Source organism: Kaistella solincola, from assembly GCF_000812875.1.
GTDB classification, from domain to species: Bacteria; Bacteroidota; Bacteroidia; order Flavobacteriales; family Weeksellaceae; genus Kaistella; species Kaistella solincola.
The window spans coordinates 465,469-480,837 of record NZ_JSYK01000002.1; the positions used below are offsets into that span (position 1 = coordinate 465,469).

The following is a 15,369-nucleotide window of genomic DNA, read 5'->3' on the forward strand; positions in this document are numbered from 1 at the left end:
TCGTAGATCGGAAATTAATTAGTAATTTTGCATCAGCATGTTGAAAACTTTAAAAATACTTTTTATCGTCTTGGGTCTTGGAATTTTTATTCTGCCCAAACAAATGGTATTTGCACAAAGCCCCGTTGAACATTGCGACAAAAAAATGAATGACGCCAAGAACTGCTGCGACACGAAAAAGTCCACCGACTGTCATTCGAAAACCACAAAAGATTCACCTAAAAAAGACGACTGTAACCACGATTGCAACGACTGTAAATCGTGCACTGTTCAGTTTACCGTAAATTTCCTTTCGGCGGAATTCAATTCACCTTTTGAAAAGCATTTTTTTGCTTCAAAGGCAAATTTTGATTACCAAACGCTGCACTTTACTTCTGCTCTTCAAAACATTTGGCAACCGCCAAAAATTGGTTAACATACCTCGTACAGCCGAAAGTTTGTACTTTCGGTAATTTCTATGTTAACTAATTTATTTTAAAAAATGAAAACTTTATTAAGAAGTCTCTTAGTATTTATATTCTTAATTTCCTCTTTTATTTCCGCTCAAACGCTTACAAAATCTACTTTTACCGTAAAAGGAGAATGCGGAATGTGTGAAGAAAGAATTGAAACCTCAGCCAAAAAATCCGGCGCTGAAACCGCTGTGTGGAACGCTGAAACCCAAAAACTTGAAGTAGAATTTGATCCGGCAAAAACATCGGCGGATTTAATTTTAAAAAATATCGCTGATGTGGGCCACGACAACGAAAAATACCGTGCTTCAGATGCAATTTATGACAAGTTACCAAGCTGCTGTCATTATGAACGAAGCCCAGATTTATTGTCAGCAACTACAGAAACTGTAATTGCAGCACCCACTCAGGAATACTTTGTGCGTGGCAATTGCGATATGTGTAAAGCCAGAATTGAAACTGCAGCAAAAAGCGCCGGCGCCACAGATGCAAACTGGAGTGCAGAAACGCAAAAGGTTTCTCTGGAATTCGATCCTGCAAAAACGTCTGCTGAAGCTATTTTGAAAAAAATCGCTGATGTTGGGCACGATAATGAAAAGTTTTTAACCACCGGTACGGTTTATAAAAAGTTGCCTGGCTGTTGTCTTTATGACCGCGACGCAGAATTTGGTGTGCAGGGCGAAGGCGTGCATTCCGATGCGCCAAAACCTAAAAAAGATTTCAGCAACTTCGATGACCATTTTCAAAAATCCATCGACGAAGTTCGGCTTATAAAAACGGCTGATGCAACGGCTCTAAGCAAGAAGGAAACCGGATTAACCTTTAATATCGGAACAAAAGAATTGCTGAAAGCGGCATGTTGTAACCTTTCTGAAAGTTTTGAAACCAACGCCACTGTGGACGTTTCCTTCAGCAACGCAGTCACGGGAACAAAACAACTGAAAATGCTTGGTTTAGACCAAAAATACACCGCTTTAACTAAAGAACTTTTACCTTCTGTTCGCGGTTTAGCGGCGCCTTATGGTTTAAATTTGATTCCGGGACGCTGGATTGGCGGGATTCAACTGACCAAAGGTGGCAGCACCGTGGTGAACGGCTACGAAAGTATTACCGGCCAGATCAATACCGAGCTTTTAAAATTCAATGAAACTCCGGAAACTGCATTAAATGTTTTCGCTGACGCGAACGGCCGCGTGGAAACCAACATCACTTCTACTACTCCTTTGAACGAAAAATGGAACCAAACAGTGTTGCTTCACGGCAACGCAACTTTAGGTGAAATTGATTCTAATGACGATGGATTTCTGGATCAACCGACCGGGAACCAAATTAATGCTGCTTATTTGCTGAATTATAACGATTTGGAAAATTCGGGCTGGGGAACGCATTTCGGAATAAGTTTTGTGAAAGACGAGCGTTTCGGTGGACAAACTGCATTTGACAAAAAAATTGATCAGTCTCAGCAGAACGCTTATGGTGTGGGAATCGATCTTTCGCGCTTTGAAATCTGGAACAAAACCGGCTATATTTTTAAAGATAAACCCTACCAAAGTATCGGTTGGATGAACCAGTTCACCACGCACCTGCAGGACAGTTTTTTTGGAAACCGAAATTATTGGGGCAAACAGAACACTTTTTATTCAAATTTGGTTTTTGAAAGTATAATCGGCAACACCAATAATAAATTTAAAACCGGCGCAAGTTTTCTGTATGACAATTACGACGAAGATTATTTAACGCAAAATTACCAAAGAACTGAAACGGTTCCCGGTTTATTTTTCGAGTACACGCTTTCAGGTTTGAAATATACTTTGGTTGCAGGTGTCCGAACAGATTTCCACAACTTAGCCGGAACTCAGTTTACACCGCGTTTGAACTTCAAATATGATCTTTCACCGAAAACCATTTTGAGACTTTCTGCTGGACGAGGTTTCCGTACAGCGAATGTTTTCGCGGAAAATCAGCAGTATTTCGCTTCAAACCGTGAGATTGAAATCTTAGGAAATGGCGGAAAAATATATGATTTAGAGCCGGAAATTGCCTGGAATTACGGTGCAAGTCTTCAGCAGGAATTCAAATTATTTAATCGTAAAGCAAGTTTAGTTGCTGATTTCTTCAGAACAGATTTTCAAAATCAGGTCCTTACGGATTTAGACGTTTCACCGCAGAAAATCGTGTTTTACAACTTAGACGGAAATTCGTTTGCAAACAGTTTCCAAACACAGGTTGATTTTTCACCAGCCAGAAATCTGGAAATGAGATTGGCGTATAAATATTATGATGTTCAGGCTGATTTTAAAGGTGGAAGCAGAGAAATTCCATTCATGGCAAAAAACCGTGGATTCTTTAATGCTTCTTACTCCACAACTAAAAATGAAAAAGAAGGTTTCTGGAATTTTGACACCACTTTACAATTGGTGGGACAGCAAAAACTTCCGAACTTAAATTCAAACCCGGCAGAATATAGACTTCCGGAATATTCGAAAAGCTACGCGACGCTAAATGCACAGATTTCGCGAAACTTCAACAAAAATTTCCGTGCTTATATTGGTGGTGAAAATTTAACAAGTACAATGCAAGCCAACCCGATTTTGGATGCTGAGAATCCGTTTGGAAATTATTTCGATGCCGGAATGGTGTACGCACCGATTATGCCTGCAAATGTTTACGTGGGTGTAGATTTTAAATTTTAATTAATACTTTTGATAAAACAGAAAATATGCGAAAAATACCGCTAATAATTGCAGGCGCTGCGCTTTTGTATTCCTGCGACAAAAATGCGCCGGCGGCGAAAAATATCGAGCCGCTGAACACGCCACAAAAAGATGCGATGGTCGTCGCTGACACTACATCTGCAAACACAACTTTAAGCGAAAATACTGCTGCTACAGCACAGAAACCGACTTTAAATCCGGAACACGGGCAGCCGTATCACCGATGCGACATTCAGGTTGGTGCACCACTGGACAGTGCGCCGCAAAATGTACAGTCGCTACCGACGCCGGGCAGTATTGCACCTGGCTTTAATACCAGTCCGATTGCACCGGCAGTGTCATCTTCGGCAGCGCCCGTTCAGGTTAGCGGACCAAAACCGGCTTTCAATCCGGCTCATGGTGAACCGCACCACCGTTGTGATATTCAGGTTGGCGCACCTTTAATTTAAACATTAAAAGCTAAAAACAAAAAAATGCAGCAATAAGCTGCATTTTTTTAATTGTTATTTGCTGTTTTCGAGTCGGGAACAAAATCCAGACTTACGGAATTCATACAGAAACGTGTGCCTGTAGGTGGCGGACCGTCGTTAAAAACGTGTCCTAAATGAGAGTCGCAGCGTTTGCATAAAACTTCGGTTCTTTCCATGCCGTAGCTTGAATCTCTTTTATAGATGACGCCTTCTTTATCAGCTTCAAAAAAACTTGGCCAGCCACAGGTTGAGGAAAATTTAGAATCTGAGCGGAAAAGATGGTTTCCGCAAACAACGCAGTAATATTCACCTAATTCGTCGAACTGGTTATATTTCCCGGTCCCGGGTCTTTCCGTTGCGGCTTCCCGAGCAACTGCGTAAACTTCCGGTGAAAGTATTTTTTTCCATTCCGAGTTGGGAACATTCAGTTTGGTGCGGTCGGTGCGGGAATAATAAGGGTTTTCTTTTTGAGTGGTGGAATTTTCCATTGAAATTGAATTTTTATTCTGTTGAGAAATTTCGGGTTTTTGAACTTGCGAGCACATCTGTAACGACATACAGAAGGCAAAAAAAAGAAAGTATTTCATAGATTGATAAACTGATTTTTGTGTAAAATCGTATGAAGTAAAAATTGTAAAACTCAAATTTAGTACATTTGAAACAATGAACGATTTTGAAAAAAAAGCGCAACTGCGTAAGTACAAAATGTTTGCCACCGGGCTTTTCTTACTGATGGCGCTTATTTTCGTCACTACAACAATATTAGCAAAAGAAAATCCGGCGCACTGGATCGGTTACCTCAAAGCATTTTCAGAAGCTGCGATGGTCGGCGCTCTGGCAGATTGGTTCGCGGTTACCGCACTTTTCAATTATCCTCTCGGGCTGAAAATTCCGCACACCAATCTCATCGAAAACAGCAAAGAGCGCATTGGTGACAATTTGGGAAATTTCGTGGTTGATAATTTTCTTTCGCCACAAAATATCCGGCCTTACATCCAAAAAATTATGATTTCCCATTTTGTAGGCGAATGGCTTTCCGCTTCTCGAAATCAGGAAAAGCTGATTAAAGAAGTTTCGAACATTGTTCTGGATATTTTAAATAAACTGGACGACACCGAAGTTGTAAATTTTATTGAAAAGAAAGCCAAAGAAATGACCGACGATGTAAAAATCAACCAAATAATCGGCAACGGACTGGAATATATTTTAGATAAAAATGACCACCAACGCCTGATAACCAATCTTTCAAAACAAATTAAAGAATATGTTCTGAAAAATCAGCAAATGGTGAAAGAACGGGTAAAAAGCGAAAGTTTTTTTCTGGTTCCGAGGTTTGTCGAAGATAATATTGCAGACAAAATCACCGTTGGTCTTTCGAAGTATTTTGAAGAGGTGGAACATGATGAAAACCACTCTTTACGGCACGAAATTTCTAGCAAATTGTACACTTTTTCAAACGAAGTAAAAACCGAAAACCAATGGGCTGAAGAATTTCGGAACATTAAAGATGATTTTCTTACATCCGAAAAAATCACGCAATATTCTGCCGATATCTGGAACTCCATTAAAAAATCGCTCAGCAAAGAATTGGAAGACGAAAATTCTGCGCTGAAAAATTATGTTCAAAAAAACCTCACAGAACTGGCAAAAAATTTAAAAACCGACGAAAAGTTTCAGAATAAAATCGACCATTGGGTGCGCGTTACGGCGTATAAATACATTTTAAAAAACACGCATCAAGCCGGAAATCTCATCAGCTCCACAGTTGGTAACTGGCAGGGAAAAGAGTTGAGCGAAAAACTGGAACTTGAAGTAGGGAAAGATTTACAATTTATCCGAGTGAATGGAACAATTGTCGGTGGTTTGGTGGGCTTGATCATTTATACCGCGACGAATTTTTTCCTCTAAAAATTACATTTTTTCCAGAATTTGCTCGTTGATTTTCCGGATGAGTTCCGGACCTTCATAGATAAATCCGGTATAAAGCTGAATTAAACTGGCGCCTGCTTCCAGTTTTTCCAGTGCATCTTCCGCTGAATGAATTCCGCCCACCCCAATAATCGGAAATGCTTTTTCACTTTTTTCAGAAAGAAACCTAATGACTTCGGTGGAACGTTTTGTTAAAGGTTTCCCAGAGAGTCCGCCTGTTTCGCTTTTATTTTCGGACACCAAATTTTCGCGCGAAAGCGTCGTATTGGTTGCAATTACACCGGCTATTTTGGTATCTTTTACGATATCGATAATTTCTAAAAGTTGATCATCAGAAAGATCGGGCGCGATTTTCAGCAGCATTGGTTTTGGTTTTTCCTTTTTGGAATTGATTTCCTGTAATGTACCAAGCAGTTTTGTTAAAGGTTCCTTGTCCTGAAGTTCACGAAGGTTGGGTGTGTTTGGCGAACTTACATTCACCACAAAATAATCCACAACCGGAAACAGTTTTTCAAAACAGATGATATAATCGTTCACCGCGTCTTCATTTGGTGTAATTTTATTTTTACCAATATTACCGCCTATAAGCACGTTTTTTTTCGATTTTAACCGAGCGACAGCGGCATCTACTCCACCATTATTAAAACCCATTCGGTTGATAATTGCGGAATCTTCTTTCAGTCGGAATAATCTTTTCTTCGGATTTCCCTCCTGAGCTTTTGGTGTTAAAGTGCCGATTTCTATAAAACCAAAACCGAGATCTGAAAGTTCCTGGAACATCTTCGCGTCTTTGTCAAAACCTGCCGCCAAACCGACAGGATTTTTAAATTTCAAACCGAAAACTTCGCGCTCCAGACGTGGATCTTCGAGTGGTTTTGGCAGAAAAATTTGCGGTAAAAAGCGCAGATTTTTTAGAACTGAAAAAGTAAAATAATGAACTTTTTCGGGATCGAAATTGAAAAGAATCGGGCGGATAATGCTTTTGTACATGGAAGAAAAGTTTAGCAAATTTAAGGTTTTCTGCGTGCTGCAAAAAACAATTTGTGTGGTTTCAAAAATTTGCCTTTTTTAGCCGGAAAAATTTTTATGAAGAAAATTCTACTGTTAAGCGCTGTCCTCAGCTTTCAAACCGCTTTTTCACAAGTTTCTATGACCGGAATAAACTAGAAAAAGACGGACAAACCTACAAAATGTGTAAATCAAATGATGTTTTCAGCAATCCTGAAGCACAGAAAGCCTTCAAAAAAGCAAGAACCAACAACACTGTAGGACAGATTTTCGCGATCAGCGGCGGCTCTCTTATCGGCATTGGAATAATACCGGCTTTAAGCGGTAAAAAACAGGAAGTAAGAAACGGCGTGGTTTATGAAAACCAACCCTCTCGCGGCTGGACGGTAGTCGGAATGGGTGCGGGTTTGGTGGGAATTGGAATTCCGTTTGCGATTGCAGCTAATAAAAATGCCCAAAAAGCCTTGGAAATTGAAAACGGAGGTTCAACCGCATTTCAACCATATTTCAGATTGGAAACTGCAAGCAACGGCATGGCTTTGAGCTACAACTTCTAAGAAAACGAAAAAACATATAAAAGGGCGGAATATTTTTCTGCCCTTTTCTTTTTACCGAAGTTTTTTTATTAACCCAAAAGCCATAGCCTGATTGAAGCGGCATCCTTTTGCAGAGCGCAGCGGAGCAAAAGATACAGCGGAAACCTAGCGAAGTGGTTCGGCGTAGCCAAAGCAGGTTCCCGGCTCCTGAAATGAGAATTAAATTCCCTATTTTTGCACAAATTCAAAAAAAATGGCTAAACAGGAGGATGTTTTTAAAAAACTGATTTCCCACGCGAAAGAATATGGCTTTATTTTTCCTTCAAGTGAGATATATGACGGATTATCAGCAATTTACGACTACGGACAAAATGGTGCAGAGCTGAAAAACAACATCAAACAGTATTGGTGGAAAGCGATGGTGCAGATGAATGAAAATATTGTGGGAATTGATTCTGCGATTTTCATGCACCCCACGATCTGGAAAGCTTCCGGCCATGTTGACGCCTTTAATGATCCTTTGATCGACAATAAAGATTCAAAAAAACGCTTCCGCGCCGATGTTTTGCTGGAAGATTATTGCGCAAAACTGGAAGATAAAGCGAAAAAAGAGATCGAAAAAGCGGCGAAAAGATTCGGTGACGCCTTTGATAAAAATGAATTTGAAAGCACCAACGGCCGTGTTTTAGAATACCGTGAAAAGCAGAAAACAATTTTGTCGCGAATGGCAAAATCTTTGGAAAACGAAGACTTGGCCGATGTAAAAGCACTTATTGAAGAGCTGGAAATCGCTGATCCGGACACGGGTTCTAAAAACTGGACCGATGTTCGTCAATTCAACCTCATGTTTGGAACGAAACTCGGTGCTTCTGCAGACTCGGCGACAGATTTATATTTGAGACCGGAAACGGCGCAGGGAATTTTTGTGAACTTTTTGAATGTGCAGAAAACTTCGAGACAGAAATTGCCATTTGGAATTGCACAAATTGGGAAAGCTTTTAGAAATGAGATCGTTGCACGACAGTTTATTTTCCGTATGCGCGAATTTGAGCAGATGGAAATGCAGTTTTTTGTACCGCCGGGAACTGAACTTGGCTTTTATGAGGAATGGAAAGAAAAACGCTTGAACTGGCATTTGGCCTTAGGTTTGGGCGAGGAAAACTATAAATTTCATGACCACGAAAAATTGGCGCATTATGCGAATGCTGCGGCTGATATTGAATTTAAATTCCCGTTTGGTTTCAAAGAACTGGAAGGAATTCACTCGCGAACTGATTTTGATTTAAGCGCTCACGAAAAACATTCCGGCAGAAAACTGCAATATTTTGATGCGGAAAGAAATGAAAATTATGTTCCGTATGTCGTAGAAACTTCGGTTGGTTTGGATCGGCTATTTTTGGCGATATTCTCGAGTTGTCTGAAAGACGAAGTTTTAGAAGACGGCTCAGAACGCACCGTTCTTTCGCTTCCGCCGGCTTTAGCACCGGTAAAAGCCGCGATTTTACCTTTGATGAAAAAAGACGGTTTGGGCGAATATGGCGAAAAAATCTTCAATGAATTGAAATACGATTTCAACATGATTTACGAAGATAAAGACAGCATCGGGAAACGTTACCGCCGCCAGGACGCCATCGGTACGCCATTCTGTATTACCATCGACCACGACTCTTTAACCGACAACACGGTGACCTTGCGCGACCGCGACACGATGAAGCAGGAAAGAGTTGCTGTTGCAGATCTCCGCAGAATTATCGACGAGAAAACGAATTTCAGAAACCTGCTTTCTAAGATTTAAGCACTTTTATATTTTTAAAAAATTTCCGGTTTTAGGCCGGAATTTTTTTTATCTAAAAATGCCGATTATAATTCTAAATTTGTAAAAAAGGTTAAAATATGGCGCAAAAAATACTTCAGGGTTTTCTGGTGGCGGTGGCGGCAGCAATTGCTTTGTCGTACACTTTTGGCTACAGCTATCTTTTCAAAGGAATCCGCGAAACTTATCTGCGCGGCACCACCGGATCTTCAATCGACGACGGAACGTATTTTCCCTCGCACACCATTGCGAAAGGCGTTCCGATCCCGTGGAAAAAAGATTCAACTTATAACAAAAAGTCTTTACCGAAAGATTTCGTTGAGGATTTGAAAAATGCAAAAACAGCTTCTTTTTTGGTTATTAAAAACGGAAAATTAGTTCACGAAGAATATTGGGACGGCTACATGCAGACTTCGAAAACCAATTCATTTTCGATGGCTAAACCCGTGACCGTAATGCTTGTAGGAAAAGCCATTGAAGAGAAAAAAATTACCGGCTTTAACGCCAAATTTTCGGATTTCTTCGAAAATTATAAAAATATAGAGTTTGGTAAAAATTTAACCTTACGAAATCTTGCTGAAATGGAAGCTGGTTTAAATTGGGACGAAAATTACAACAATCCTTTTTTGCCAAATGCCAAAGCGTATTACGGCAAATCGCTGGAAGAAGCAGTTTTGCTGCGTGGCTTTAAAGCTGAACCTGGAACGAAGTTCGAATATCAATCCGGTGCCACACAACTTTTGGGGTTTGCATTGCGAAAGTCATTAAATAAAACTATTGCGGAATATGCTTCAGAAAAATTATGGCAGCCACTCGGCATGGAGCAAAACGCGGAATGGAATACCGATGATTTCGGAATGGAAAAAACATTTTGCTGCATCAACGCAACGTCGCGCGATTTTGCAAAACTGGGTCAATTATTTCTGCAGGACGGAATTTTTAATGGTGAACAGATTTTAAATAAAAGTATTATTGAGGAAATGCACATGCCCACGAAATTATCAAATGGCGCTTACGGAATGGGACTTTGGATTAATAACGATTCGGCAACCAAGCATTATTATTTCCGCGGTTTGTATGGGCAATACATCATCATTATTCCCGAAAAAAATATGGTAATTGTGCGCACCGGAATGAACAAAAATGAAAATCTGGACCAAAAAGGCCGGCCGAAAGAAGTGGAAAAATATGTTCACGAAGCCGTTAAAATTTTCGATTAAACTGTTTTTTAGCCGCTCGGATTGTACGAAATATTCAATTAAAAATTGCGTAAATTTGAAGCATTCTAAATAAGCAATATGTTCGACATTGAAAATATACGCGCGCAGTTCCCAATTCTTACGCAAACCGTAAACGGAAAACCTTTGGTTTACCTCGATAACGGCGCAACTTCGCAAAAACCAATTTCGGTTTTAGATTCCTGGCAGAAATATTACACCGAAATCAACGCTAATGTTCACCGCGGAATACACACTTTGAGCCAACTTGCGACGGAAGAAATGGAAATTGCCCGTAAAAAGGTGCAAAAATTCATTAATGCTAAAAATGATTTTGAAGTAATTTTCACCAAAGGAACGACTGAAGGTTTGAACCTCATCGCCTACTCGATGACGAATTTCATTAAAGAAGATGATGAAATTATCATTTCCTATCTCGAACACCATTCGAATATTGTCCCGTGGCAGCTGCTTTGCGAAAGAACCGGCGCGAAACTGAAAGTCATACCGATGGATGAAAACGGTGTTCTTCGGCTGGATTTTTTAGAAAATAATTTAAGCGAAAAAACCAAAATTGTTTCTTTTAACCAGGTTTCAAACGCGCTTGGAGTCATCAACCCGATCGAAAAAATCATCGAAATAACCCGGAAAAATTCCAGCGCGCTGATTGTAATTGATGGTGCGCAGTCCGTGCCGCATTTTAAAATCGATGTACAGAAAATGGATTGTGATTTTTTTGTTTTCAGCGGTCACAAAATGTACGCGCCGATGGGAACCGGAATTCTTTACGGAAAAGAGGAGATTTTAAGAAAAATACAGCCTTTTCATGGCGGCGGAGAAATGATTGCCACGTGTACTTTCGAAAAAACAACGTACGCGGATTTGCCTTTTAAATTCGAAGCAGGGACACCGAATGTTGGCGGAAATATCGCGCTCGGCGCAGCGGTTGATTTTATGGAAAATATCGGTCACGAAAATATTCAAAAGCACGAAAATGCTTTGCTGGAATACGCCCAGAAAAAACTGCTTGAAATTGAAGGTTTGAAAATTTATGGTGAAAAGGCGAAACGCACCGGTGTGGTTTCCTTTAACCTCGAAGGAATTGGTATTGCGTCGGATGTCGGGATGATTCTGGACAAACTTGGTATCGCCGTAAGAACGGGACACCACTGCACGCAACCGATTATGGAATTTTTCAATATCGCCGGAACGGTCCGCGCGAGTTTCGCGGTTTACAATACCTTCGACGAACTTGATATTTTGGCAGAAGGTGTGCGGAAAGCGCAAAAAATGCTGGGCTAAAATCACGTATTTTTCAGGATTTGCTTTGCGGCATTTTTAGTGTTTACTTTTTCGATGACGCGCGTACACACGCCGTTTTCATCAAAAATAAAAGTGGTGCGCACGATTCCCATGTATTCTTTACCCATGAATTTTTTTAGCTGCCAAACACCGAATTTTTCTAAAATTTCTTTGGATTCATCAGCGATTAAATCATATTGAAAACCAAATTTTTCATGAAATTTTTTCTGTGCTGAAACCGAATCTGCGGAAATTCCGAGGAGTTCGTAACCTTCTTTTTTCAGTAACGAAATATTGTCATTAAGGTCGCAGGCTTCGGCTGTACAACCCGGCGTATTGGCTTTTGGATAAAAGAATATAACCAGTTTTTTACCGGCAAAAACGGCAGATTTTACCGTTTTACCATCTTGGTTTACACTTTCGAATTCCGGTAAATGATCGCCTACTTGTAACATAATGTTTAATTTTGATCAAATTTAGTTTTAAAATGTTGAAAAAACAAAGAGCGGAAATTGTAAGAACGGAACTTGAAAAATTATATCCAAACGTCGGAATTCCGCTCGATCATACGGATCCTTTTACTTTACTGGTGGCAGTTGCACTTTCCGCGCAAACTACCGACAAAAAAGTAAACCAAATTACACCGAAACTTTTCGAAGTTGCCGGCGATCCGTTTAAAATGAAGGAGCTTGAAGTCGACGAAATTAAATATTTAATTAAGGAAATCGGGCTAAGCAATACAAAAGCAAAAAATCTGCGCAGAATGGCCGAAATTTTAGTGGAAAAACATCAGGGAATTGTACCGCAGAGTTTTGAAGAACTGGAAGCGCTGCCGGGTGTGGGCCACAAAACTGCATCTGTCGTGATGAGCCAGGCATTTGGAGTTCCGGCTTTTCCGGTTGATACGCACATTCACCGGCTGATGATCCAGTGGAAACTGACGTCGGGAAAAAATGTGGTGGAAACTGAAAAAGATGCTAAAAAATCATTTCCGAGAGACAGCTGGAATAAACTTCACCTGCAAATTATTTACTACGGCAGAGAATTTTCGCCGGCGCGGGGAAATAAAGAGAAAGACTTTATAACAAAAATGCTATTTGAGTAGAATTATTTCGCCTTTAATTCCGGGTTTTTTGCTAAAAGATTTTGAACCTTATCTACTAAATCATCAATTTCAAAGGGTTTTGCAAGAAAGTCATCAGCCCCGATTTCTTCACAAATTCTGCCGGCATCCGGATGCGCAGACATCAGCATCACTTTTACATCAGCAGTTGCCTCGTTTTTTTTCACGTCCTTGGTTAAAGTCCGTCCATCAAAACCCGACATCAGCATATCTGTAATAATAAGTTCCGGTATGGATTTGGTGAGTTTTTCCTTGTATTCTGCAGGATTGCAGCATGATTCCACATCATATCCATCAGCGAGCAAAATACTTTCGATGAGCATACAAATATCTTTGTTGTCATCAACAACCAATATTTTCATATTTTTCTATACATTTTCTTTCAGCGGCAGTGAAAAAGAGAACTTACTTCCTTTATTTTTCTGGCTTTCAACCCATATTTTTCCGTTATGGCGGTCCATAATATCTTTAACAATGAAAAGCCCGATGCCGAATCCCGGAAAGGTCATTTCATCTTTACCCGAAACGCGGTAGAAACGGTCGAAGATTTTGGTGAGCTCTTCTACATCCATCCCAATTCCGTAGTCTCGGACAGAAACAATTGCGCAATTTTCTTCCACGAGAAGCTCCACGTCCACCTTTGTGGCATTTGGGGAGTATTTAATGGCGTTGGTTAGCAAATTATTGAGCACCTGGTTTATGCGGTGCTTATCTGCTAACACCTCAATATCTGAAATGTGGCGCAGTTCAAAGTTTATTTGGTGTGTGTGGTGCGCTGCTTTTATGTCTTCGATGGTTTCTGTGACAAGTTTGACAAGGGAGAACACATTTTTATGAAGCGGCAACTGGCCGGATTCAATTTTGGAAATATCCAAAAGATCGCCCATCAAACCGTTTAGTTTATTGATTTGGTTTTCGATGGTATTTAAGGTATTTACCAAAAATTTGTCTTCGGAATCACCACGCATTTTTTTCAGCAGCTGCACATAACCTTTAATGGTTGTTACCGGCGTTTTCAGCTCGTGATTAGCGATTTTCATGAAATCGTTTTTATGCTGATCCTGGCGTTTCATGTCATCAATGTCCGTACTTGTGCCCACCCACTTATCTACTTTGCCGGCTTCATCGAAGTGCGGAATCGCGCGGCTGAGAAACCAGCGAAACTCTCCATTTTTATTCCGGAAACGGTGTTCGTTGAAATAGGGTATTTTTTGGGAAACACTTTTTAACCATCGGCGTTTGTTTTCCCAGCGTTCATCCGGATGAATTAAATCCAGCCAGCCATCGGCCTCCAACATATTTTTATAGTTGAGGCCGGAATAATCCATAGTTGCCTGGTTGAAGTAGGTCAGGCTTCCATCACTTTCGGCAAGCCACACAATTTGAGGAATAGCATCCGCTAAAAAGCGATATTTTTCTTCGCTTTCTTTGATATTTTTTTCGTATTCTTTAACAGTCGTAATATCGCGGATCGTTCCTGAGATATATGGTTTGGTTTCACCCAAATTCTTCATCAAGCGCCCGTAAATTTCAACCCACTTTATTTCGCCACTTCGCAATATGATTTTGCACTGGTAAAAAAGGTCGCCGGTTTCTTTTGCCTTTTTTAAAGCTTCGCTGCGCGCCTCCGCAAAGTCCGGGTGAATATGTTTTTCAAAAACATTTGAAGGAATGGTTTCTGTCTCCGGGTCATATCCCAAAATAGCGAGCGAGCGCGCAGAAAAATTATATTTTCTTTGCGTCTCATAATCCATATCAAACCGGCCGAGTTTGGTCGCTTCCAGCGCGGTGTTTAACTGATGGTGACTTTTTTGGAGGAGAATTTCATTGTTTTTTCTTGAAGTGATATTCTGCATGACGCCCAACATCCTAGTCGGTTCATCTTTCGAGTCACGGAAAATTTTACCGTTGGTAAAAATCCATTTTAGCTCACCATTTTTGTCGATTATCCGGGCTTCGTATTTGTAAATTCCCGTTTTTAAAGCTTTAGCAAATGCTTTTTCCACGATATTTACACGGTCAAAATCTATTAGATGACTTTTTAACTGTTCATGCGTGAGCTTTTCATCTTCTTCGTAACCGAAAATTTTGGTTAAATACGGCGAATGGATGATGTCGCTGTTTTTCAGGTTGAGATCCCAGGTCGCGGTGTGGGAGCTTTCGGTTGCTAAACGAAGTCTTTCTTCTTCGTCGCGAATTTTGCTGCGAATCCCCACCAAATCAGTAACTTCAATAACAACGGTAGCAAAATACTGCAACTGGCCACTGTCACCGTAAATCGGCTGATATACAAAATTGAAATACACGTCCTGAAGCACGCCGTCTCTTTTGAGACGCACGCTGTGTTCCGGCGCATAAAAGGGTTGCCCGGTACGTTTTACATTATCAAAAATGGAAAGAAGCTGATCTTCAGTCTCCGGGAAGAGTTCAAACATATTTTTCCCGATAACCTCTTCACTGGTTTTCTGAACGATGTCTAGCCATGCAGTATTCGCATATTCGAAAATATAATCCTCATTAACGAGAGAAAAACCAAACGGTGTTTTCTGCATTACATTTTCTAAAACATGTTCTTTCAGTGAAAGCTGATTATGAGGAAAGTTTGCCTCCATAAACAAAAATTGTTTTTTAACCGGTAAAAATACATATTTTATTTAATCCTTTCCTAAAATAATTTCAAAAGATCAAATAAAAAAACATTCATAAAGACTTTTCGGTGGTAAACCTGCTAAAAGATTATGGTGTTTACTGATGATAATCGAAAAAAAGCAAATCCGCAGAAAAACGCTGCGGATTATAAAGTTA

14 protein-coding genes are annotated in these 15,369 nt (G+C 40.2%); 9 read left to right on the forward strand and 5 right to left on the reverse strand.

Going from position 1 to position 15,369, the window contains the following annotated elements:
• Positions 1-37: 37 nt before the first annotated feature.
• From OA84_RS03185 to OA84_RS11140, 3 genes are all read left to right on the forward strand, one after another.
• On the forward strand, positions 38-415 hold the full coding sequence (locus tag OA84_RS03185) for a hypothetical protein (RefSeq protein WP_039342172.1): 378 nt from the start codon (positions 38-40) through the stop codon (positions 413-415).
• A 66-nt stretch (positions 416-481) separates the two neighbouring features.
• Positions 482-3,145, forward strand: a complete 2,664-nt coding sequence (locus OA84_RS03190; RefSeq protein WP_039342174.1) for a TonB-dependent receptor domain-containing protein — start codon at positions 482-484, stop codon at positions 3,143-3,145.
• 26 nt (positions 3,146-3,171) lie between these two features.
• Positions 3,172-3,615: a hypothetical protein gene (locus OA84_RS11140; protein ID WP_052252083.1), complete on the forward strand. Its 444-nt coding sequence runs from the start codon at positions 3,172-3,174 to the stop codon at positions 3,613-3,615.
• A 47-nt stretch (positions 3,616-3,662) separates the two neighbouring features.
• Here OA84_RS11140 and msrB read toward each other — a convergent pair whose 3' ends face one another.
• Positions 3,663-4,181, reverse strand: coding sequence for a peptide-methionine (R)-S-oxide reductase MsrB (msrB, locus tag OA84_RS03200; RefSeq protein ID WP_394332712.1), 519 nt, complete (start codon positions 4,179-4,181; stop codon positions 3,663-3,665).
• Between the two features lie 118 nt (positions 4,182-4,299).
• Here msrB and OA84_RS03205 point away from each other — a divergent pair, with 118 nt between their 5' ends.
• Positions 4,300-5,544, forward strand: coding sequence for a DUF445 domain-containing protein (locus OA84_RS03205; protein WP_039342178.1), 1,245 nt, complete (start codon positions 4,300-4,302; stop codon positions 5,542-5,544).
• 3 nt (positions 5,545-5,547) lie between these two features.
• Here OA84_RS03205 and OA84_RS03210 read toward each other — a convergent pair whose 3' ends face one another.
• Complete coding sequence (locus OA84_RS03210) at positions 5,548-6,555, reverse strand: quinone-dependent dihydroorotate dehydrogenase (protein ID WP_039342181.1); 1,008 nt, start codon at positions 6,553-6,555, stop codon at positions 5,548-5,550.
• Positions 6,556-6,755: 200 nt separating this feature from the next.
• Between OA84_RS03210 and OA84_RS03215 the strand changes: the two genes are divergently transcribed.
• The 4 genes from OA84_RS03215 (at position 6,756) to OA84_RS03230 (ending at position 11,441) form a co-directional block, all read left to right on the forward strand.
• Positions 6,756-7,130: a hypothetical protein gene (locus OA84_RS03215; RefSeq protein ID WP_156965024.1), complete on the forward strand. Its 375-nt coding sequence runs from the start codon at positions 6,756-6,758 to the stop codon at positions 7,128-7,130.
• 232 nt (positions 7,131-7,362) lie between these two features.
• The gene (locus OA84_RS03220; protein ID WP_039342184.1) at positions 7,363-8,904 is read left to right on the forward strand and encodes a glycine--tRNA ligase; all 1,542 of its coding nucleotides are present in this window, start codon (positions 7,363-7,365) and stop codon (positions 8,902-8,904) included.
• A 98-nt stretch (positions 8,905-9,002) separates the two neighbouring features.
• Positions 9,003-10,142 (forward strand): serine hydrolase domain-containing protein, encoded by a 1,140-nt coding sequence (locus tag OA84_RS03225; RefSeq protein WP_156965025.1) that lies wholly within the window; start codon positions 9,003-9,005, stop codon positions 10,140-10,142.
• A gap of 78 nt (positions 10,143-10,220) precedes the next feature.
• Positions 10,221-11,441 carry an aminotransferase class V-fold PLP-dependent enzyme gene (locus OA84_RS03230; RefSeq protein WP_039342187.1) on the forward strand — a complete coding sequence of 407 codons (1,221 nt, stop codon included), beginning with the start codon at positions 10,221-10,223 and terminating at the stop codon, positions 11,439-11,441.
• A gap of 2 nt (positions 11,442-11,443) precedes the next feature.
• On the opposite strand, the gene bcp is transcribed toward OA84_RS03230, so the two are convergent.
• Positions 11,444-11,896, reverse strand: a complete 453-nt coding sequence (bcp, locus tag OA84_RS03235; protein ID WP_039342190.1) for a thioredoxin-dependent thiol peroxidase — start codon at positions 11,894-11,896, stop codon at positions 11,444-11,446.
• Positions 11,897-11,928: 32 nt separating this feature from the next.
• Between bcp and nth the strand changes: the two genes are divergently transcribed.
• Positions 11,929-12,546, forward strand: a complete 618-nt coding sequence (gene nth / locus OA84_RS03240) for an endonuclease III (RefSeq protein ID WP_039342192.1) — start codon at positions 11,929-11,931, stop codon at positions 12,544-12,546.
• A 2-nt stretch (positions 12,547-12,548) separates the two neighbouring features.
• Here the strand turns inward: nth and OA84_RS03245 are convergent, their stop codons facing one another.
• Both OA84_RS03245 and OA84_RS03250 read right to left on the reverse strand, forming a co-directional pair.
• Positions 12,549-12,926, reverse strand: a complete 378-nt coding sequence (locus OA84_RS03245; protein WP_039342195.1) for a response regulator — start codon at positions 12,924-12,926, stop codon at positions 12,549-12,551.
• A gap of 6 nt (positions 12,927-12,932) precedes the next feature.
• Complete coding sequence (locus OA84_RS03250; protein ID WP_039342197.1) at positions 12,933-15,176, reverse strand: PAS domain S-box protein; 2,244 nt, start codon at positions 15,174-15,176, stop codon at positions 12,933-12,935.
• Positions 15,177-15,369: the final 193 nt, after the last annotated feature.

What these genes read in the sequence shown, in the direction of transcription:
- bcp (WP_039342190.1), bottom strand. Translation starts at nt 11,896, where the DNA reads ATGTTACAAGTAGGCGATCATTTACCGGAATTCGAAAGTGTAAACCAA.
- OA84_RS03230 (WP_039342187.1), top strand. Translation starts at nt 10,221, where the DNA reads ATGTTCGACATTGAAAATATACGCGCGCAGTTCCCAATTCTTACGCAA.
- OA84_RS03215 (WP_156965024.1), top strand. Translation starts at nt 6,756, where the DNA reads ATGTGTAAATCAAATGATGTTTTCAGCAATCCTGAAGCACAGAAAGCC.
- OA84_RS03205 (WP_039342178.1), top strand. Translation starts at nt 4,300, where the DNA reads ATGAACGATTTTGAAAAAAAAGCGCAACTGCGTAAGTACAAAATGTTT.
- OA84_RS03190 (WP_039342174.1), top strand. Translation starts at nt 482, where the DNA reads ATGAAAACTTTATTAAGAAGTCTCTTAGTATTTATATTCTTAATTTCC.
- nth (WP_039342192.1), top strand. Translation starts at nt 11,929, where the DNA reads ATGTTGAAAAAACAAAGAGCGGAAATTGTAAGAACGGAACTTGAAAAA.
- OA84_RS03250 (WP_039342197.1), bottom strand. Translation starts at nt 15,176, where the DNA reads ATGGAGGCAAACTTTCCTCATAATCAGCTTTCACTGAAAGAACATGTT.
- OA84_RS03185 (WP_039342172.1), top strand. Translation starts at nt 38, where the DNA reads ATGTTGAAAACTTTAAAAATACTTTTTATCGTCTTGGGTCTTGGAATT.
- OA84_RS03225 (WP_156965025.1), top strand. Translation starts at nt 9,003, where the DNA reads ATGGCGCAAAAAATACTTCAGGGTTTTCTGGTGGCGGTGGCGGCAGCA.
- OA84_RS03220 (WP_039342184.1), top strand. Translation starts at nt 7,363, where the DNA reads ATGGCTAAACAGGAGGATGTTTTTAAAAAACTGATTTCCCACGCGAAA.
- msrB (WP_394332712.1), bottom strand. Translation starts at nt 4,181, where the DNA reads ATGTGCTCGCAAGTTCAAAAACCCGAAATTTCTCAACAGAATAAAAAT.
- OA84_RS03210 (WP_039342181.1), bottom strand. Translation starts at nt 6,555, where the DNA reads ATGTACAAAAGCATTATCCGCCCGATTCTTTTCAATTTCGATCCCGAA.
- OA84_RS03245 (WP_039342195.1), bottom strand. Translation starts at nt 12,926, where the DNA reads ATGAAAATATTGGTTGTTGATGACAACAAAGATATTTGTATGCTCATC.
- OA84_RS11140 (WP_052252083.1), top strand. Translation starts at nt 3,172, where the DNA reads ATGCGAAAAATACCGCTAATAATTGCAGGCGCTGCGCTTTTGTATTCC.